Source organism: Streptomyces sp. NPDC045968 (genome assembly GCF_056430475.1).
The window spans coordinates 422,237-439,463 of record NZ_JBWKLF010000003.1 but is presented as its reverse complement, the minus strand read 5'-3'; the positions used below and the strand labels follow the sequence as shown (position 1 = coordinate 439,463).

Genomic DNA, 17,227 nt, shown 5'->3' with positions numbered 1-17,227 from the left:
GGGTCGGGGTTCGCGGCCCCTTCCCTGTGGCTTGAGTATGGCACGGAACACCATTGAATTGCAACACCTCTGGGCGGGGAAACGGGTACGGCCCCCGGCTGGATGCCGGGGGCCGTGTGGGTGGCGACTAGCTGGACTGCTCCAGCAGCCACGTGCCCAGATCCGTGATGGAGTCCCGGGCGATCATCAGGATGCCGAGCACGCCCGCCGCCCGGACCTCCTGGTACTCCTCCGCAACCAGGAGCATGTAGAGGTCCGTCGCGGCCAGCCAGAGGATCGCGGCCGTGTAGAGCTGTGACTGCTGGTCCGTGGGCATGGGCTGCTCGTCCGCCAGCTGCTCGATGCGCCGGACGGCGGGGATCATCTCCAGGTTGGATACGACCCCGGTCGGCAGTGCGATCGGCAGAGGGAGGTTCTCGCAGCAGGCGACGAGACCGGCGTACGCGCTCGTGAGGCGCTGGGCCGCCAGGGTCATCATCTCGTCTTGGTGATCAGACATGGTGTCCGCCTTTCGGTGGGTGGTGGGTTCGGGTTCGCGGCCCGTTCCCTTGTGTCTCCATTATGGACCCAACGCCATTGAATTGCAACACCTATCGCTAAGGGAATGGCCCCAACCCTGATCCAGGCTGGGGCCGTTGCCGTACGCCTACCGCCGCTGCCACCCGGACAGCCGGTCATCCGGCCCCACGACCGCAGACAGGCGCATCCCTGGGAGCTCCCGCGCCTGGACGCCGACTTCCTCCGCGATCACTGTCGCCGGGTACCGGGCCGGCGCATCCGGGTCCGACGCATCCGCGACGATCTCGGCCTCTCCGCCGATCAGAAGCAGAACCTTCACGTTCACTCGCTCGCTCATGGGGTTCATCCTCGCGGGTTGGTGGGGCAGGGAACGATCAGCTGGACGGGCGGCCGCTCGGTGGCCTCGACGTCGACCACGGCGAGGACCACCCCGCGCCCCTGGGTGTCCACGTCGTACGCAACGGTCACAGCGGTGATGTTGACTGCCACTCCGTAGAGGTCCACGGCGTCGCCTACGCGCGGGGTGTGGATCGGAGCGATGTCGGAGTCGAGCTCGGCGAGCACGGTGTCGCCGTAGCGGAACTCGATCAAGTGGCGAACGGCGAGCACGGTCTGCTCGCGGGCGTCGGAATCGGCGAGGATCTGGGCCAGCGGCATGGGAAGCGTGGTGCTCATCTCGGTCATTTCGTCATCGTCCCGTCTTCTGCTGGCCGTTGGAGGCTGCTCCGCGTTTCTCGGCGTCGCGGGTCGCCTGCGACCGGTCGTTCTTTTTCTTCAGCTCGCCGGTGCTCATGGAGGTCTGGAGTGCCATGCTGTGCGTCCTATCTCTGTGATCGGGATGGGGTCCCGGGCCGGCCGTTCGCCTGGCAGTGATGCGGCCGGTCTCGGGGATCTACTGGGTGCGCTGGCGGGCCATCTCGGCGCGGATGTCGTCGTGCGTGGCGCCGAGAGCGACCGCGCGTTCCATGGCCTTGGTGGCGATGCGCGGGTCGGTTCGCTGCTCCGGGCCGCCGTGGGCGAGTACCGCCTCGGCTGCCTCCTGTACGGCCTGCTGCTGGTTCATTCCGGTCCTCTCAGTAGTGGGTAGACCGGCGGTAAATCCGCCGGGAGATCAGGGGGAGATGCCCGTAGACGGCGGGGTAGACGTGCAGGTCAGGCGGCGGTAGACGCCGTGGGAGACGGGGCCGCGGCCGGGTGGTCGGGGAGGGGCGGGAGCTGCGCCTTGACGACCCCTCTGCTCGCTCCCCGACCGGACGTCTTGAGTCGCATCTCGACGGGGATGCTGAGGGCCTCCAGGCGGGCGCGCAGGTCGGCCACCTTCCAGCCCTTCCCGTGGCCCCGGTCCTGGAGGTGCTGGAGGACGTCGGAGAGGTACATCGAGGGGCGGTCTCCGAGTGCGTCGTAGAGCAGGCGGAGGACCGCGTCGCGAGGGTCCGGCTGAGGCTCTTTGGGGGCGTCCTCTGAGACCTCGATGGGGTGCTGCTCGGCAGGTGCTGCGCGCCACGCGGCGTACGCCCATGCGGCGGCCGCGAGGATCATCAGCCAGCGGGCATGACGGGCCAGCTGGTACGCGCCGAAAGCAACACCCGCGAGGAGCAGCAGGCGGAGCCAGCAGCCGAGGGCTGCCGCGGTTCCGGTGAGGTCGTCGCGTCGGCCGGCCCGCACCCACGCGGTGACCGCGGTGGTGATCCGGGTGGTCAGGACGCTGCTGCCGGTGGCCAGGCGACGCAGGGCCCGCGCGCGTGCGCCCTTCACGTGGTGGTCCCGTTCGCGAGGTCTTCGCCCCAGGCGCCGATCTGGTTGGCGGTGTCAGGCAGCCAGTCCAGGGCGGCCGCGATGCCGGGGAGGAACCCGAGGACGCATCCGGTGATCAGGCCGCCGATGATGCGTCGGCGGTCGAGCTTGCCTGATGCCCGGTGCAGGAGGATCACGCCGACGAGGGCCAGGGCGACGACGATGCCGCCCGCGGGGGTGAGGGTGCCCATGCGGTGGGAGGAGAGGGCTGCGGCGCCGGTACCGATGATGCTGCCGACGGCGGTGTCCCCTGCTCTGGCGGTGAGCCCGGCAATTCCGGCTGCTCCCCAGCCGAGTGCCCCGCCGACGCACACGGTGGCGAGGGAGCCGAGGAGCCACCCCGCGCCGTACGGGATCAGCGCCTTGGGGTCTCTGGTGCCCTTCCACCAGGGGCGGAAGTTCGCCCACATGATCGCGAGCGCGATGGCGACTCCCGCAAGGCTGAGACTGGCGGCGTTCATCGGGTGACTCCTGTGAGCAGGGTGACGATGTCGAAGAGGTCGACGGCGGACAGGGCGCCGATCAGGGCGACGGTGCCGAGCCAGAGGCGGCGCAGCGTGCCGCCATACCGGACGACGCGCAGCACGACCCAGGCAAGGGGGACAGCGGCGAGTGCGTACCCGACCTGGGCACCCCACTCGGCGCGGGCCTCGCTGACGGTGTACGCCCAGATGCTGGCGGCACTGTGCTCGACGCCAGGGACGGGCAGGACGGCGAGGAGCAACGCCCCGCAGATCTGCCAGGGTCGGCCGATGGTCCGCAGCCACGCCCAGAGGCGCTCCCCCCGGGTCGGCTCGGGCGGTGCCTCGTACGGGACGAGGACGTGGACGTGGACCTGGGGAACGGGGAGCGGTGCCGGTGCGGTCGGTGGTGCCGGAGCTGGGGGCGGCGGGGGTGGCGGCACAACGGGGGCGGTGCGCCACGGCGGTACTTCCCCCGGGAGCGGCCCGTGGTCGGGCAGCGGGGTGGGGAGCGGTGTGCCGGCGGGGATGACCCGGGTCGGGGTGATCGGGCGGTCGGTCACGGGGTGGTCACCTCTTCGGGGGCGAGAGCGTCGCGGATGCGCTGGGCCCGTGTCTGGCCGACGCCGTACTGCCGCTTGAGCGCCTTGACGCCGGGGACCCGTGTGCCGTGCTCGGCGCGTACCTGCTCGATCAGCGGGTCCGGGTCGGGTACGTCGCGGTCGCCCTCGGGTACCTCGTCGTCGGGTACCTCGTCCGGCTCGGGTACGGGGTACTCGGGTACCTCGTCCTGCTCGGGTACCCGGGGTACCTCGGGGTCGGGTACGGCGGCGTGCTCGGGCTCGGCCTGCTCGTCCTCGGGAGGGATACGGACGTCGACACGGGGGCTGCGCGCGGCGGCGGCGAGTACGGGTACCCGGCTCTGCGCGTCGGGGTGTACCAGGGCGGTACTCATGAAGTGAAGTTCCAGGCCAGAGCCGGGTACCTCGGGCGCAGCGTCGAGGGCGGGCCGCGCAATGGTGGGCACCTCGGAGGTGACAGCCTTCGGCGCGTTGCCCCCACCGACCGCGATCCTCACCTGTGTCTCGGACACGGGTACCCCGTACTCAACGAGCAGCGCGGCGAGTTCGGACGGCGTTGCCTCGGGGTGCGCGGAACGCACCTGATGCACGGCGGCGAGCGGGTCCATCCGCCGAAGCTGCGCCCCAGTCACACCGAGCGGGGTTGCCGGGTACGGGTCCTCGGGTACGGGGGTACCCGTCCACGGCGACGTCAGGGGTACGGTCGCGAGCTGACCGGAGGTACGCCGGGCGGCGAGCTGCTGTAGCAGGCGGTGGCGCTGCTCGCCGTTCGTGCCGGCCCCGGAGCGGGCGACGGCGGCGGCCAGGCGGCGGCGCCGGTACCCGGCCAGCCGGCCCTTGGGGCTCAGCTCCAGGACAGCGGCGAGGTGCACGGCGCGGGCGGTCGCCCGGTCCCGGGTGATCTGCTCCGCGGTACGGTCCCGGGCGGCGAGGCCGAGCCGGGACAGCAGACGTTCGCGGAGCTCCCGGCCGATGACCGCGGGCAGCCCGGTGGACAGTGCCTCGGGGCGGGCGACGCGGATCTCCAGGCCCATGGCGAGGTGCCACAACAGCCCGGCGCAGACGGGGCCGAAGAAGGCGCGGATCGATCCGCCGACGATGCCAGACGTGGCGTAGCAGGGCACGATGAGGGCGCAGGTGATGACCCAGACGAGGGCCCCAGGGACGCCGGTGGTGCCCGCGACGTCGTCGGTCGAGGTGGCGGTCTTGTTCGCGCGGGCCATGACGGCACAGGCGAACAGGGCGACCTCTCCGGCGGCGAAGAGAACGGCGCGCTCGGTGGTGTCGATCATGCCAAGGCCGTCCCTGGCGAACCGCCAGCTGGTATCGGCACCGAAGCCCGTGCAGACGAGGGCCCCGGCCGCGGCGACGAGGACCGGGCCCGGCGGCCACGTGATGGCGCGGACGGTGCGGATGGTGACCCACAGGGCGCCGCCGAGGATGGCGAGGGCGGCCGCGGTGATGCTGGCGGTCGGCCATGGGTGGTCGACCGCCCAGGTGATGAGCGGGTGGGTGATCACAGGGGTACCTGTCAGATGGTGTGCGGGCGGGCGGAGGTACTGCCACCGGCGGCGACGTCTGCCCAGCGAAGTCCTCGGGCGCGGGCCGTACGGGCCTGCTCATAGTCGGCGGCGGCCGCACGGTGCAGTTCGGCTACGCGCTGCGCCTCGTCGGGGTCACGGCCGGCGCGGGCGCGGAGGAGTAGGCCGTACTCGCCGCGGGTGATGGTCCGGTTGTGGACGCGGGGCATGTGGTGCAGCAGGGCGCGTTCGGCGTTCGCTGCTTCCAGGGTGTCTTCGCCGTGCTCTTCCTCGGCGTATCGGAGGGCGAGGGTGAGGCGGTTGTCCTCGGTGAAGCCGCGGTCCGGGTCGGTACTCAGCTGGTCGGCGATGCGGACGAGGAGCGCGCGGGTGCCAGCGTCGAGTGCGGTCGTCGACCGGCGAAGGGCTTCGTTGGGCTGGTCGAGATCGGTAGGGTCGGACATGCCTGCCCCTTCGTAGTGGTTGAGGGTGGGCGCCCCCGGCCCATATGGCGTTCGCGCGCCGGGCCGGGGGTTTTGTCGTGCAGGCCCCACCGTAGGGAACCTGCTTTACAGTGTCAACAAGGTTAGGGCAGGATGGTGCCATGCCGGAGCGGAATGAGCCGCCACGGAAGGAAGGGGAGCGGGAGCTGATGAACATGTCGAAGCTGGCTGCCGCCCTCGGCGTGACGCGGCAGTGGCTTCACAGGCTGCGCGTCAGCGACCCGAAGTTCCCTGCGGCCGAGCGGCTTCCTGGGAGTACGCGGGAGGTCTGGGACCTGCACGCTGTGCGCGCGTACTACGAGGGGCGCGACATCAGGCCGGGTGAGAGGACTGACCTCAAGCCGAAGGAGTAGCGCGGGCCCCGGCTGGAAGGTCGGGGCTTCACTGTGTCTGTGCTCGCGCGTACACTCGAACATGTGTCCGAAGAGTCAGTGTCGAGGCTGGAGCAGCTCCGCTTCCTTGAGCGTGTCCGCGAGCAAGACCTGGAACGCGCCCGACGCTGGCGCAAGGCCGAGGAGGAGCGTGTCGCGGAAATCGCCGCGCGCCGCCCCCTGCCCCCACCTCCGGACTGGGTCGTCGAGCAGGGCATCGGCGTCGGGCGCCGAGTCGTCGCCGTGCACCAGGGGTGGTGTCCGATGAGTGGGATACGCACCAGGCCCGTCGCTCGCGAAGAGGCGCTGCGCCTGGTCGCCGAGGACACGGGCCGGGCGTGTCAGCAGTGCCGGCCCGACACCGACCTCGGGGTGCTGTGACGGCCGAGCCGTCGCACCCTGGATGTATGTCTGCTGCACCGATCGTCGTGCACCGCCCGTCAGCGACCGGCGGCCGGAGAGTGACCGTGCGCGGACAGATTCTTGGCCTCGCCCACGACGATCGGGACCTCGAAGAGTTCCTGCGCCGGGCTGGCCTGCTGGATGCCGAGACGCTGATCGATGACCCGCGGTGGGTGGAGTGGCGGGGTGGCCGCGCCCACCAATGACTGCGCCTCGATCAGATGGTCTGTAGTAGCTCTCTGGCCCCCCTCACGAATCCAGCTCGGGCTGTACCCACCGTGCTCCCCGCTTGCTCCAAGAGTTCATGGCCGGGTACGGGTGTGCCCTGCACCATGGCAATGCAAGTTGCCATCGTCTCCTCAGCAAGGTCCACCACGGCATCGCTCAAACTCGCAGCGAGCTGGTCCGTCTTCTCATCGGTCAGAAGGGCAAGACGGTCTGAGCAGGCCTGAAGTGCCCGCGTTTTAACTTTGACAACTTCCAGAGCGGCCAGCACTAGTTCCGCTTGACCGCCAGGATGCTCCCTCCGAAGAACGGTGAGAGCGTCTCTACATGCATGTTGGAGGCCGTCGCTGCCAGCCAGAAACGCTTCGCAGACTTGTTGCTGGTGGGCACGCAGCCATTGCCGGTGGGCTTGTGCCCCCTGCACTTTCGCCTGCTTGAGCAAGCCGAGACTTGTAGCGAAGGCTGCGAGGGCTGCTCCCCCTGCCCCGGATGCTCCTGCGATGACTGCGGCAAGTCCTGCGTCCATGCCGTCGAGTGTCCGTCATGACTCTGGCAGTCGGAGCGGAATGAGGATCTTCGTGAACGGCACTGTCACAGCCGGTCGGTAGCCTCGCGCCATGGACTGGGGAGACGCGGCCGGATGGGCTGCATTCGCGACAGCAGGATCGGCGCTGATCGTCAGCATCAGGGCGCAGCGGGACGGCCGGCGTTCAACCAACGCGGCCGTGGCCTCGGTCGAAGAGGCCCGGCTGTCCAGGGTCGCTTCGGAAAAGTCGGCGGCGGTGGCAGAGGAAACACTGGCCGATCAGCGCCGCGAGGCGGCGGAGCGGCGGGCTGCAGAAGAGGAAGCCAGCCGCCCTCGTCCTGCCTTCGCCATCGAGCGTCGCAACCGCAGCAAGTTCTACCTCCGGAACACGGGGACGGGCCAGGCGACCGGCGTGGCGATCAGTGACAGAGGGGGGCCGTACGCCATGGACCGCATTGCGGGCATCGACCTGGCCCCTGCCGAAGCTGTGGACTTCACCATGCTGGGCAGCGCCGGTCAGCCGATTCCCGGAACGCTGTACGTGACCTGGGACGGCCAAGAAGAGGAAGTGCCCGTGGCCGTCCCGAGTCTGTGAGTTGCCGGCTGGTCTCGTCAGCCCTGGTTGCCCAGCGGCAACGAGCGGGCTGCCTGCTGAATCCGCAACGCAATCCGTGTTGCCGCGAGGAAGCGCAGGGCTGCGGCGCCCGTGAGGTAGGCAGGTACTGGCCGAGGCCGGCCGTCGTTGAGGATGAAGCTGGCCTTGTGCGGCAGCGGCCGAGCCCATGCCGTGTCGTAGCTGTCGTGCCACGGAATGGAGTGACCGGTCGGCGGGCAGACCACGTCGGCGAAGACGGTGGCCAGCAGGTGGTGCGTGGCTTCCGGATTGTCCCCGCCAAGGGCTGTCTCGTACGGGTCGGGGAGCACGCGGCCGATGAACTTCGCGGCGTTGACACGGGTGTTGCGCACGTCGTCCTCCTAAGAGGTTCGGGCCCCGCGCCTCTTTGAGCGTAAGGCACGGGACCGACAACGCTCCCCTGGTAGGTCTTAGAAGCCGACGACGCGGCCCGGCTTCCTTCCGTTGTTGGGGCCTTCGAGATCGCGGGCTGCGCTGCGAGCGTCGTCCATGAGGTGGCGGGCGTTGCTGCTCCCTGATGCGTTCACGCCAGCCTCTTCGAGGGCGGCGGCAAGGTCGCGGAGGAGTCGGGCAAGGCGCTGAGGGTCGTTGGCGTAGGTCATCGGGTACTCCTTGGGCTGGGCCGGGTGCTGTCCTAGTTATGTAGGGCAGCTGCCAAATGTTTCGCGATGGCCGGTCACGGTCTGGTGACGCTGGCCAGGCATGAGGAACGCCCGTCACCTGGTGCAGGTGACGGGCGTCTGCACTGCTCAGTCAGTGAGGCTGCGCTGGGGCGCTCACCCATGCGTACGCCTCGGCCAACGTCTTCAGAGCGGAGGCGGTTCCTCCCTGACCCCGGTACTCCGACAAGGCGTTGACGTTCGCCAGGATCTCTTCGTAGAGGGCCTCTTGCGTCTGGGTCTTGATGTGCTGCTGGTCGGCCATGGTGGCGCCTCTCTCGTGGTGGCTCAAGTGGGCTGCTATCAGGGTGACATGGCGCACTGACAACGGTTGCTGCGCGCAAGGGGTGCTTCGGAAAGGGCAGTCAGCTCTGTCCTTGTGTCCAGGTGCGGCCGCAGTCGGTGCAGCGGACGACGGGGGCGGCACCGGCTCCGCCGTGGAGGTCGATCGGGCCGTCGCAGATTGGGCAGCGGATGTCGAGGCGGACGCGGCTGTCACCGATGTCGAGCGCGTTCTCGACGAGGTGGGCTGACGCCTGGGCGACGACGTCGATGCGGTGCTGCTCGTCGGGGGTGAGCGGGCGCCACGGTCCGCGGACTCCTTGGGTGCGGGCGAGGAGCCACAGGGCTGCTTGCGGTGCGGTGCGCTGCCCGGAGTACCGCCAGCGTCGGGGGTCCTTGGACTGGCGAAGGGCGAGTTGGTTGCGCCGGTTGTCGTCGGCCTCTGCCGTACGGCGGGCGCGCGGGTCCGCCGGCCAGGAGCGGCGCGGCGGGGCCGGGGTGATGGGGGCGTGCTGAGCGGCGGCCGCGATCTGGTCGGCGAGCTCGATGAGCGCAGCTTCGACGGTGAGGATGGTGTCGAGGACAGCGATGCGCAGTGGCGCAGCGGTCCACCCCACTTGGTCCGGGCTCCGCTCCAGGAGGCGGAGGGCCGCGGCCCGGTAGCCGGCGGCCTCGCGCTCCTCGGCGGTCTGGTCGCGGGCGCTGACGAGACCGATGCCCATGGTGGGGGGCCAGGTGGTGGGGCGGGTGGCGAGCGCGTCGTCGAGGTCGCGCCAGTGGTAGACGACGGTGAAGAGGTGCCGGTCAGTGGTGGTGCGGGTGGTGTTCATCGTGCGCTCCGTGGCGGGGTGGGGCGTAGGCTGATGATCACCTGGGGGCGCACCCGGTCTTGCCGGACGGAGGGTGCGCCCCTCCTGCATGTTCAGCGCGACGTGCGGCTTGTGACCTCGGGGGTGGGGTCGGCACCTGATGCGCGGCGGCAGTCCGGGTAGTCGCGGGACAGGTGGTAGCGCGGGACCAAGAACTCGTCCTCGCCGGGCTCCGGCATCGGGCCGTTCCAGGTGATCCCTTCGCCGGTGATCGGCTCACGGCAGTGCGCGCAGAGCCGTGGCCGCTGCTCGATGTCAGCGATCCACGCGGCGCAGACGGCGGCGACCTGGACCAGCTCGGCGCGAAGCTGGGCAGGGTCGGACTCGGCGTATGCCTCGGCTACCTCTTCGTCGAGGATGTCCAGCCAGGACACGGAGCCGTTCGCAGCGGCCTTCTGGCATGTCTGCCGTGCCCAGTCGGCTTCCTTCACGCGGCTGCTGTGGCCGGTGCCGTCGGGGTGGTGCTGCTCGCCCCACTTGACGAGCTGCGCCTGGCGCTCGGTGTCGACGAGGCGGGCGAATCGGAGCAGGCCGCGGGTGGCAAGTCGGAGAGGGTGGTACATCGGGGCGGTCTCCTCAGCGGTGGGGATGGTGAGTTGTTCAGGACCGGCGGCACCGCGACTGCCGTTGAACTTGGCTGCGCAGACGGGGCCGATGCCGGCCGCTCTCGACTCGGGGTCGAGGAGCGGCCGGGCACACACCCCGCAGGTGTCACTCAAGGGCTGAGCCCGATCTCGCGCTCGCACTCCGCGCAAAGCGGATGATCGCCGGGCCTGGCTCCGTACGTCCCGCACTTCTCGCACTCGACGGACCGGTTGAACGGCAGGTCGGGGGCGAGCTCGACAAGCCGGGTGATCAGCTCATCGGGCTCGTGGTCGTCCTCCAGGTGCTCGAAGAGGTCGAATTCGGCGACGGTCTCTGGGCAGTCGGTGATGGGGCAAGGCAGAGGGTCGAAGGGGCTGGTCATTGCAGTGCTCCCGTCCAGGAGGCGAGTTCCTCGGTGGTGGTGGCCTGCGCCTGGACCAGGTGTTCGCGCTCGCGGAGCAGGTCCTGGAGTGCGGCTCGCCAGGCGGCGGGGTCGGCGGTGGGGGGCAGCGCCTTGATCTCGGCGAGGCGCTCGTGGGTCATCTCAGACACCGGCGGTCTCCCGGGTGCGATGGGCGGCGCGGCGCTCCGAGGCGCACTTCCCGCAGTAGGACGTCCCGTCCTCCTGGAACTTGCCGTGCACGCCGAGGTCGTGGCCGTGGACGCAGTGGGCGGGGCGGGCGGTGCCGCCGGTGAGGTAGCGGAGCTGCTCGCGGGCCTTCTGCCGGCCGGGCTCGTCCTCGACATGCTCGGGGGCGACGCAGCGGTGGTAGTCGCACTCGGGCAGGACGTAGCCGACCGGGTCCCTGCCAGTACGGATACGGAAGGCGATGGACGCCGCGGTGTACAGCTGCTCCCGGTAGGAGAGGACGGGCGTGCCTGAGCTGCTGCCCCGGGACCCGGTCCACTGGACGTGCCCGCCGTCGACCTTGCGGGTCTTCGTGGCCCACTTCTCTTCGAGGGTGAGCGGCTGGATCGGAACGTTCGGGAGCCCGAGATCGCGGCGGATGATGGCTACGCGGTGCTTGTCGCAGTGCAGCTGTCGGACGATCGCTGCGTTGGACAGGCCGAGGTTGAGGAGGGTGACGATCTCGCCCCGGTCTGCGTTCATCGGCTGCCGCCCGCGGCGGTGTCGAGGTGGACCAGACGCCAACGGTTCGAGGAACGGTCCCACTCGATGTGCTGGGCTCCGGTGCTGTTGCTGATCTCGCCGGTCGGCTCGATGTGGAAGGACTCGCCTGCGTCGACGAGTGCGTTGAGTCCTTCGACTGCGCGGTCCCAGGGGCCGGCGGGCGGGAGGTCGAGTGCGGCGCGGGCGGCCGGGTTGTGACTGCCTGTGGCATCGAGCAGCTGCTCGGCGAGTCTGCCGGTGGCGCGGCGTTCCTTGCTGAGCGCGTCCTCGGCGGCACTTCGGGCGCGGATCGTCTCGATGTGGGAGTCGATCTCCTCGATGAGCATCTGCTCGGCATCGAGGCGGGCCCGGAGGGTGCGGAGGTGTGCGTCGACCTCGTCGCGGAGGCGGCGGCGGGTAGTGAGTCCGAACATGGTGGGTGCTCCTGGCGGTGTGGCCGGGGGCGGGCACCCTGCGGCGCCCCAAGTCCGGTGCGGTGGTAGGTCAGCGGGTGATGGAGTCCATGTACTTCGCCATCACGCGGTTGTGGTGGGCATCAGCGAGGGCGTTGTGGTGGCCCTCTGCCTGCTGCGGAAGGTCGGCGGGGGTGAGGCCGAGCCGCTTCGCTTCGGTCACCAAGTCGTCGGTCTGCATGGGAATGCCGACGGGCAGGTCGGACATCGGGCCGAAGAGCTGCGCCAGAGCAACGTGGTCGTAGGCGGAGTAGAACGCCCAGAGCTGCGGGTCGGGTACGGAGCCGACGAACTGCTGAACCATGCGAGCGATTTGGGCGCGGGGATGAACGTCGGGGTGGGTGACGTCGATGCGGTCCATTCCGCGGTGGCCAGGTGGGTTCTTCACGATCGGCAGGGAGGGCCACACGTTGGCCATAAGCCAGCCGTGTTGGCGGACCGCGCCCTGATTGAACTGGGACGACACGGCGTAGAGCTCGCGGCCGTCCTCGGTAACCATGCCGATGCTGATGAGATCGATGGTGCGGCCATCGTCGAGGAACTCGGTGTCGTAGAAGATGCGCATGGTGCTGCTCCTCAGCGGGTGCGGGTAATGCCGGCGGCGCGGATGGCGGTAAGCCACTGGCCGTACTGGGCGGTGATGCCGTCGTACAGGTCGGCATCGGACACGGTCAGCGGGTTCCGGGCGTGGAAGAAGCTGGCGTTGTCGACGGCCCGGCCGGGCAGGTCGTCGAGGCACTCCAGGAAGCTGATGCGGTTCCCGAAGCCGATGAACGCCCAGAAGATCGGGAGGTCGCTGGCCTCTCGGAGGGCCTGCGCTGCTTCGTTCCGGTTGTCGGGTTCGCCGTCGGATTGGAAGATCACGAGAGCGGGCGTGTTCCCGTTGCGCCCGTGCCGGGCGTACTCGTCTGTGATGTACCCGATGGCCGCGGCGTAGTCGGTGGTTCCCCAGTGGGCCCGGGGGTGGGTGGCGTCGATGATGCCCGCGTAGTTGTCGAGGCGGGCCTCCTCGAACTCCTGGACCTGGTTGCTGAAGTAGATCAGCGGGACGGCGCCGTCGTCGTCGAGGTTGGCGGAGATGCCGAGGGCCTGTTCGGCGAGGTGCTGCACGCTGCCGTTGCGGTAGTACGGGGCCATCGAGCCGGAGTGGTCGAGGACGAGGTAGACGGCGGCGCGCTCGTGGGTCAGGCCGTGCTTCTCCAGAGAGACGGCGGCGGTCTTGGCGAGGTTGATGAGGCCGGGGGCCTGGGCTTCGAGCTTGCTGAGGTTGATCACTTCTGCTGCTCCTGGGTGGTGGGCTGATACTGAGCGAGGACGACGGCGTACCGGTTGCGCTCGGTCGTGTACTTGGCGACGTACTCGGGCTTGTCGTGCTGGGTCCAGGTGGCGATGTGCTCCTCGGCGTGGGCGATGCCGGTGCGGGCGGCGGCGGCGAGTGCGGCCGGGGTGGCCCAGGCGTCGTCGGTGATGAGCGACGTGCCGCGGTGGATGTGGTCCCAGAGATAGCTGTCCACCGTGGCGAGCCGCGCGAATGCGGACCGGTCGTAGAACGCGGCTTTGTAGAACACGGCGACGCGGCGGCGGCCTTGCTCATCGACGACGTAGGACCACATGTCGTGGTCCGACGCCTCGCGGGCCCACCCGGTGGGCAGGGTGGCCGGCATGAACAGCGGGTCGGCAGGGTCCGGCTCACCGAACGTGAAGCCGACGGCCTCGAACGCGGACTGCCCGCCGTCCAACTCCGTCGGCAGGCGGTCGGAGTTGACCAGCTGCTGCTGTCCGGATTTCTCCTGCCCGCTGATGAAGGCGTCGTTGCTGCCGGTGATCAGGGCTGAGGCGAGAAACGTGTCCACGGTGTCGGGGTCCCTCATGCTGCGGGTGGTGTTCTCGATCACGGTTGCTCCAGGTTGGTGGGTGGTGGGAGTTGATCGAGGGCGTCGCCGATGTCGTCGGCGATCTGGCGCCAGCGGGCGGCGAGCTCGGGGGCTCTGTCGTCGCGTACTGCTGCGGCGACGAGGAGGGCTTCGACGATCTCGGAGGCGTCGCGTGTCCCGCCGGGGAGGCGGAGGAGCGCGGCCATCAGTCGTCGTCGCAGTCGTCCAGGTCGAAGTGCCTGCCGGTGCTGCCGCTGCTACCGGTGTTGCCGTGAGGCTTCGACGGCTTGGCAGGCTTCTGCATGGAGGGCTTGGGCTTGGAGCCGGTGGTCCGGCTGCTGCCTCGCCCGCCGGTGGTGCCGCCGGACGGCTTGCCGGGTGCTGCCTGCACGGCGGCGATGGGGGCGAGGGTGTCGAAGTCGCAGTCGTCGGGGTCGTTGGTGCAGGCGGTGAGGGTGGATGCGGCGAGGAGGAACGAGGCCGCAGTGAGGATGGCGCGCTTCATGGGGGTGGTCTCCGGGTTAGAAGGGGGGCTCGTCGCTGTAGCCCTTGGCCTTGTCGCCGGCCCACGGGTCGTCGGCCGGTGGCTGCTGCCCTGTGCGGGTCTGCTGGGCTCGGCCCTGCTGTGCCTGTGCGGGACGCTGGCTGCCCGGCTGCGCACCGTTCGTACCGGTCGCCGCCTTGGTCACCACTGCGGTGGCGAACGCCAGGCTCGGGCCGATACTGCGGATCATGAGCGCGGTCCGCTCGTGCTTCTGGCCGTCCTTCTCCCAGGACTCCGTGCGCAGCTCGCCGGTGACCATCACCTCCATGCCCTTCTCCAGGGTCTCGGCGGCGTGCTCCGCCAGACGCTCCCAGCACGAGCCGCGGACGTACATGACGTCGCCGTCCTCCCACTGATTGGTCTGGGGGTTGAGGCGCCGGCTGTTGAACGCCAGCCGGATGTCCGCGACAGCCTTCGAGGACGGGGTGAAGCGGAGCTCGGGGTCAGCGGTGAGGCGGCCGACGCCGGTGAGGGTGGGCAGTGCCATGTGTTCTTCCTGTTCTCGTGCGCGCGGAACCAGCGGGAACCGGTTCACGCGGTGGGGATCTAGCGGAAAGGGTTGGTCCACGCCTCAACGGCGTGACGGACAGAGTTCGCGAGGCGCCAGTACGGGGCGTAGCCCTCGGGCAGTGGCTGGTCGGCGAGTAGCGCGCGGACGGTGGCGATCACGGCATCCGGGTGGGAGTACCGGCCGAGCTTCGGGAGGAACTCCGGCTCGGTGTTGCCTCCGTCGGGGCGCGGTCGGGCGTACTGCCACTGCTCGGCCGGGTGGTCCCAGAAGAGGCACAGACCGTCGCGACCCTCCTCGTCGTCCTCGTCGACACGGGTGTCGTCCCACAGGAGGACCGCAGTCAGCATCGTGATGCAGCCCGCGTCGTTACCGGTGGCGTAGGGGTCGGTCTCAGCGTCCGACGTCCACCAGGAGGTGGGCTCCAGCCCGGCGGCGGTGAGGGCGTCGGCCACTGCGGCGATGTACGGGTCGTGGGGCAGTTCGGTCATCGGTTCTTCCTTCTGCGGTGGTCGTCGAGTCGGGTGACTCCGACGGGGAGTTCCTGCTGTTCGCGGCGAGCGGGGCACGTTGCGATGTGCGGGAGGTGCAGCCGTTCCCAGCCGGTCAGTGGGAGGTCGGCGGACGGGCGGCGGGACCGGAGGGTGCCAGTTCCGTCGCGCCAGACCGCGGCGTTCCCGGCGGGGTCTGGATCGGGATCGACGGCGAGGGCGCGGCCCGCTGCGGTGCGGGTCCAGCGGATCGGGTGGTGGCAGTCGGAACAGTGGGCGGCTGGTGGGGCCATGGCGGTGTCCGGTGGTTGGCGGTATGGGCGTCGTCAGCGGCAGTGATCCGCTCCGGGTGGGACGCGGCGAGCGGGACGCGGATCGCGCCGGAGGTGGTGAAGCAGTTGCTTCCCGGTGCGGCGGCGCAGGCCGGGCAGGTACTGGTTTCGATGACCCAACTGATGCGGCGGGCGTCGTGGGTCTGTCCGCGCCAGACCGCGCCGGAGGCGGGGTTGGTGCAGAGTTCGCCCTTGGGGGCGTGGCACCAGCCGCAGCGAACGGCGAGCTGGGGAAAGCGGGCGGTACGCATCAGGCGGTCTCCTCGGTGGGCTGGGTGGTCTGGTCGGCGAGGGCTGCGGCAGCGGCGCGGATGCGGTCCTCGGCGGCTAGGTCCTCGGCCGGGTCGATTGCGGGCAGGCCGGCGGCGATCCGGCGGGCGTCGTCGAGGCGGCCGGGGTGCACGTCCTGGCGGCGGCGCCCACGGGTGGTGCAGCTGGTACCGGGCAGGGCCTGGCAGATCCGGCAGCCGATGGCTCGGGGGTTGACAACGCCGTCGCGCACCTTGGGGATCGTCTCGCCGACGGCTGCGCGGGCTGCTGCGGCGCGACCGGCGAACGGGCCGGGGGCTCCGGGCGGCAGGGCCAGGCGGTCACCGGTGCCGAGAGCGGCGGTCGGTGTGCGGGGCGGGAGGTGGCCATCGGCTGCGGCACGGACGAGGGCGCGGCGGGATGCGGCGGACTCAGCACCGGTCTCCAGCGGGTTGCCGTCGTACACGACGGTCGCCAGCTCGATGCGCTCCTCCCGCCGGACCTTGATCTCGGTGACGATTTCGGCCGGGCTGACCCAGGGCTGGCGGCGGGCGACCGCGATCACGGCGGCGCGGGCGTCATCGATGGAGTACGGCTTGAGAATCTCGCCCCAGACGTCGGGGGTGAACTCGCCGAACTTCTGGGCGGGACAGGCCGCGGCAACGTATTCGGCGACCTGGACTGCTTCGTCTTCCGTCACGGTGTGGGTCCTTCCTGGCGAGCGGCGGTGCGGGCGGCGGCTCGGGCGCGGGCGCGGTCGAAGACGGTGTCTCCGGCTGGGGCGGGCTGGCTGCCTGTGGCGGTCCGGCGGGGGCCGGAGTTCATGACCTCGTTGACGACGCTGGGGATGGTGGCGGGGTGGAGGCCGCGGTCCATCCACCGCTGGAGGCCGTGGCGAATCCAGTTCGCGTGGATGTCGTCGTCGAGGAGGGCCTTGATCTCTTTGGAGACCTGGCCGATGACGCGGGTCGGGGGCCGGTCGGTGCATCGCTCCAGCCACTGGCCGACGATCGTCTGCGCGGTGACCGTTTCTGGCTGCTCGGCGGCAGCGTCGTCGATGACCTCGGCGTCGATCACGTCGTCGTCAGGTGCGGCTTGTGCGTCAGCCGATGACGACGGGTCCGGAGAAGAGAGAGGTCTTGTAGAGAGAGGAGAGAGAGTAGGCGTCCGGGATTCCCGGACACTGACGTCCGGGATTTCCGGACACTGAGATCCGTCAGTGTCCGGGTTTTCCGGACACTGGGATTCAGGGTCAGTGTCCGTAGAATCCAGACACTGAGACTTGTCAGTGTCTGGGATTCCCGGACACTGAGTTTCAGTGTCCGGAGAATCCGGATGCTGAGGCGTGTCGTCAGTGTCCGCAGAATCCGGACCCTGGTCGTCGGCATCCACGTCCGGGATTTCCGGACGCTGAAGAGGCAGTACCCGGTACTTCGCAGTCCCGTTCTTCTGGCCCGCCGAAACCCGCTCCAGGCAGCCCTTCTTGATCAGAGCCTTGATCACTTCATAGACCTGCGGGCGGGTCACCTTTCCCCGCCGGAGGTTCTTCGGAGACTCGACGCTCGACCAGGTGATCCGGGTCGTGTCCCGGGCGTCGTCCGCCAGCACCGCGAGGAACAGCTTCTCGCGATGCGTCAGCGTCGTCGGTGCGTAGTCGAGCACCTCGACGTACAGGCGGCTGCCCACGTGCCGGTCTCCTTCAGGTGGTGCGGGG

General features: G+C 69.8%; 33 protein-coding genes. 4 read left to right on the top strand and 29 right to left on the bottom strand.

Annotated elements, in window-relative coordinates; all coding sequences use genetic code 11:
• Positions 1-127 precede the first annotated feature (127 nt).
• The 10 genes from AC07FA_RS11595 to AC07FA_RS11550 form a co-directional block, all read right to left on the bottom strand.
• Positions 128-499 (bottom strand): hypothetical protein, encoded by a 372-nt coding sequence (locus tag AC07FA_RS11595; RefSeq protein ID WP_479074816.1) that lies wholly within the window; start codon positions 497-499, stop codon positions 128-130.
• A gap of 147 nt (positions 500-646) precedes the next feature.
• Positions 647-856, bottom strand: coding sequence for a hypothetical protein (locus tag AC07FA_RS11590; protein WP_479074815.1), 210 nt, complete (start codon positions 854-856; stop codon positions 647-649).
• Positions 857-861: 5 nt separating this feature from the next.
• Complete coding sequence (locus AC07FA_RS11585) at positions 862-1,203, bottom strand: hypothetical protein (RefSeq protein ID WP_479074814.1); 342 nt, start codon at positions 1,201-1,203, stop codon at positions 862-864.
• A 4-nt stretch (positions 1,204-1,207) separates the two neighbouring features.
• A complete protein-coding gene (locus tag AC07FA_RS11580; RefSeq protein ID WP_479074813.1) occupies positions 1,208-1,330 on the bottom strand; it encodes a hypothetical protein in 123 nt (40 codons plus the stop codon).
• Between the two features lie 81 nt (positions 1,331-1,411).
• Positions 1,412-1,582: a hypothetical protein gene (locus AC07FA_RS11575; RefSeq protein ID WP_479074812.1), complete on the bottom strand. Its 171-nt coding sequence runs from the start codon at positions 1,580-1,582 to the stop codon at positions 1,412-1,414.
• A gap of 89 nt (positions 1,583-1,671) precedes the next feature.
• Positions 1,672-2,274: a hypothetical protein gene (locus AC07FA_RS11570; RefSeq protein ID WP_479074811.1), complete on the bottom strand. Its 603-nt coding sequence runs from the start codon at positions 2,272-2,274 to the stop codon at positions 1,672-1,674.
• Complete coding sequence (locus AC07FA_RS11565; protein ID WP_479074810.1) at positions 2,271-2,774, bottom strand: hypothetical protein; 504 nt, start codon at positions 2,772-2,774, stop codon at positions 2,271-2,273. The genes AC07FA_RS11570 and AC07FA_RS11565 overlap by 4 nt, the downstream gene beginning before the upstream one ends.
• Positions 2,771-3,337 carry a hypothetical protein gene (locus AC07FA_RS11560; RefSeq protein ID WP_479074808.1) on the bottom strand — a complete coding sequence of 189 codons (567 nt, stop codon included), beginning with the start codon at positions 3,335-3,337 and terminating at the stop codon, positions 2,771-2,773. The genes AC07FA_RS11565 and AC07FA_RS11560 overlap by 4 nt, the downstream gene beginning before the upstream one ends.
• On the bottom strand, positions 3,334-4,875 hold the full coding sequence (locus AC07FA_RS11555) for a hypothetical protein (protein WP_479074807.1): 1,542 nt from the start codon (positions 4,873-4,875) through the stop codon (positions 3,334-3,336). Before AC07FA_RS11555 ends, AC07FA_RS11560 begins: the two co-directional genes overlap by 4 nt.
• Positions 4,876-4,886: 11 nt before the next feature.
• Positions 4,887-5,339, bottom strand: a complete 453-nt coding sequence (locus AC07FA_RS11550; protein WP_479074805.1) for a hypothetical protein — start codon at positions 5,337-5,339, stop codon at positions 4,887-4,889.
• A 140-nt stretch (positions 5,340-5,479) separates the two neighbouring features.
• Here AC07FA_RS11550 and AC07FA_RS11545 point away from each other — a divergent pair, with 140 nt between their 5' ends.
• The 4 genes from AC07FA_RS11545 (at position 5,480) to AC07FA_RS11530 (ending at position 7,497) form a co-directional block, all read left to right on the top strand.
• Positions 5,480-5,731 (top strand): hypothetical protein, encoded by a 252-nt coding sequence (locus AC07FA_RS11545; protein ID WP_479074804.1) that lies wholly within the window; start codon positions 5,480-5,482, stop codon positions 5,729-5,731.
• Positions 5,732-5,794: 63 nt separating this feature from the next.
• Complete coding sequence (locus AC07FA_RS11540; protein ID WP_479074803.1) at positions 5,795-6,130, top strand: DUF6233 domain-containing protein; 336 nt, start codon at positions 5,795-5,797, stop codon at positions 6,128-6,130.
• Between the two features lie 26 nt (positions 6,131-6,156).
• Positions 6,157-6,357, top strand: coding sequence for a hypothetical protein (locus AC07FA_RS11535; protein ID WP_479074802.1), 201 nt, complete (start codon positions 6,157-6,159; stop codon positions 6,355-6,357).
• Positions 6,358-6,993: 636 nt separating this feature from the next.
• Positions 6,994-7,497: a hypothetical protein gene (locus AC07FA_RS11530; protein ID WP_479074801.1), complete on the top strand. Its 504-nt coding sequence runs from the start codon at positions 6,994-6,996 to the stop codon at positions 7,495-7,497.
• A 17-nt stretch (positions 7,498-7,514) separates the two neighbouring features.
• Here AC07FA_RS11530 and AC07FA_RS11525 read toward each other — a convergent pair whose 3' ends face one another.
• The 19 genes from AC07FA_RS11525 to AC07FA_RS11435 all read right to left on the bottom strand — a co-directional run bounded on the left by AC07FA_RS11525 (position 7,515) and on the right by AC07FA_RS11435 (position 17,199).
• Positions 7,515-7,868 carry a hypothetical protein gene (locus AC07FA_RS11525; protein ID WP_479074799.1) on the bottom strand — a complete coding sequence of 118 codons (354 nt, stop codon included), beginning with the start codon at positions 7,866-7,868 and terminating at the stop codon, positions 7,515-7,517.
• 78 nt (positions 7,869-7,946) lie between these two features.
• The gene (locus AC07FA_RS11520) at positions 7,947-8,138 is read right to left on the bottom strand and encodes a hypothetical protein (RefSeq protein WP_479074797.1); all 192 of its coding nucleotides are present in this window, start codon (positions 8,136-8,138) and stop codon (positions 7,947-7,949) included.
• Positions 8,139-8,289: 151 nt separating this feature from the next.
• Positions 8,290-8,460: a hypothetical protein gene (locus tag AC07FA_RS11515; protein ID WP_479074796.1), complete on the bottom strand. Its 171-nt coding sequence runs from the start codon at positions 8,458-8,460 to the stop codon at positions 8,290-8,292.
• 100 nt (positions 8,461-8,560) lie between these two features.
• Positions 8,561-9,307 carry a hypothetical protein gene (locus AC07FA_RS11510; protein WP_479074794.1) on the bottom strand — a complete coding sequence of 249 codons (747 nt, stop codon included), beginning with the start codon at positions 9,305-9,307 and terminating at the stop codon, positions 8,561-8,563.
• A gap of 92 nt (positions 9,308-9,399) precedes the next feature.
• A complete protein-coding gene (locus AC07FA_RS11505; protein WP_479075195.1) occupies positions 9,400-9,909 on the bottom strand; it encodes a hypothetical protein in 510 nt (169 codons plus the stop codon).
• A gap of 152 nt (positions 9,910-10,061) precedes the next feature.
• Complete coding sequence (locus AC07FA_RS11500; protein WP_479074792.1) at positions 10,062-10,313, bottom strand: hypothetical protein; 252 nt, start codon at positions 10,311-10,313, stop codon at positions 10,062-10,064.
• Positions 10,310-10,483 carry a hypothetical protein gene (locus AC07FA_RS11495; protein ID WP_479074791.1) on the bottom strand — a complete coding sequence of 58 codons (174 nt, stop codon included), beginning with the start codon at positions 10,481-10,483 and terminating at the stop codon, positions 10,310-10,312. The genes AC07FA_RS11500 and AC07FA_RS11495 overlap by 4 nt, the downstream gene beginning before the upstream one ends.
• Positions 10,476-11,042 carry a hypothetical protein gene (locus tag AC07FA_RS11490; protein WP_479074790.1) on the bottom strand — a complete coding sequence of 189 codons (567 nt, stop codon included), beginning with the start codon at positions 11,040-11,042 and terminating at the stop codon, positions 10,476-10,478. Before AC07FA_RS11490 ends, AC07FA_RS11495 begins: the two co-directional genes overlap by 8 nt.
• Positions 11,039-11,476, bottom strand: a complete 438-nt coding sequence (locus AC07FA_RS11485) for a hypothetical protein (RefSeq protein WP_479074789.1) — start codon at positions 11,474-11,476, stop codon at positions 11,039-11,041. The genes AC07FA_RS11490 and AC07FA_RS11485 overlap by 4 nt, the downstream gene beginning before the upstream one ends.
• A 70-nt stretch (positions 11,477-11,546) precedes the next feature.
• Complete coding sequence (locus AC07FA_RS11480) at positions 11,547-12,080, bottom strand: 3'-5' exoribonuclease domain-containing protein (RefSeq protein WP_479074787.1); 534 nt, start codon at positions 12,078-12,080, stop codon at positions 11,547-11,549.
• Positions 12,081-12,091: 11 nt separating this feature from the next.
• Positions 12,092-12,790 carry a VWA domain-containing protein gene (locus AC07FA_RS11475; RefSeq protein WP_479074785.1) on the bottom strand — a complete coding sequence of 233 codons (699 nt, stop codon included), beginning with the start codon at positions 12,788-12,790 and terminating at the stop codon, positions 12,092-12,094.
• Positions 12,787-13,410 carry a hypothetical protein gene (locus tag AC07FA_RS11470; RefSeq protein ID WP_479074783.1) on the bottom strand — a complete coding sequence of 208 codons (624 nt, stop codon included), beginning with the start codon at positions 13,408-13,410 and terminating at the stop codon, positions 12,787-12,789. Before AC07FA_RS11470 ends, AC07FA_RS11475 begins: the two co-directional genes overlap by 4 nt.
• Positions 13,407-13,595 carry a hypothetical protein gene (locus AC07FA_RS11465; protein WP_479074782.1) on the bottom strand — a complete coding sequence of 63 codons (189 nt, stop codon included), beginning with the start codon at positions 13,593-13,595 and terminating at the stop codon, positions 13,407-13,409. Before AC07FA_RS11465 ends, AC07FA_RS11470 begins: the two co-directional genes overlap by 4 nt.
• Entirely contained in the window at positions 13,595-13,894 is a 300-nt protein-coding gene (locus tag AC07FA_RS11460) for a hypothetical protein (RefSeq protein WP_479074781.1), read from the bottom strand. Before AC07FA_RS11460 ends, AC07FA_RS11465 begins: the two co-directional genes overlap by 1 nt.
• A gap of 16 nt (positions 13,895-13,910) precedes the next feature.
• Positions 13,911-14,420 carry a single-stranded DNA-binding protein gene (ssb, locus tag AC07FA_RS11455; protein WP_479074780.1) on the bottom strand — a complete coding sequence of 170 codons (510 nt, stop codon included), beginning with the start codon at positions 14,418-14,420 and terminating at the stop codon, positions 13,911-13,913.
• 59 nt (positions 14,421-14,479) lie between these two features.
• Entirely contained in the window at positions 14,480-14,932 is a 453-nt protein-coding gene (locus tag AC07FA_RS11450; protein WP_479074778.1) for a hypothetical protein, read from the bottom strand.
• 115 nt (positions 14,933-15,047) lie between these two features.
• Positions 15,048-15,515: a zinc finger domain-containing protein gene (locus AC07FA_RS11445; RefSeq protein ID WP_479074777.1), complete on the bottom strand. Its 468-nt coding sequence runs from the start codon at positions 15,513-15,515 to the stop codon at positions 15,048-15,050.
• Positions 15,515-16,213, bottom strand: coding sequence for a hypothetical protein (locus tag AC07FA_RS11440; RefSeq protein ID WP_479074775.1), 699 nt, complete (start codon positions 16,211-16,213; stop codon positions 15,515-15,517). Before AC07FA_RS11440 ends, AC07FA_RS11445 begins: the two co-directional genes overlap by 1 nt.
• Positions 16,210-17,199: a hypothetical protein gene (locus AC07FA_RS11435; RefSeq protein WP_479074773.1), complete on the bottom strand. Its 990-nt coding sequence runs from the start codon at positions 17,197-17,199 to the stop codon at positions 16,210-16,212. Before AC07FA_RS11435 ends, AC07FA_RS11440 begins: the two co-directional genes overlap by 4 nt.
• Positions 17,200-17,227: the final 28 nt, after the last annotated feature.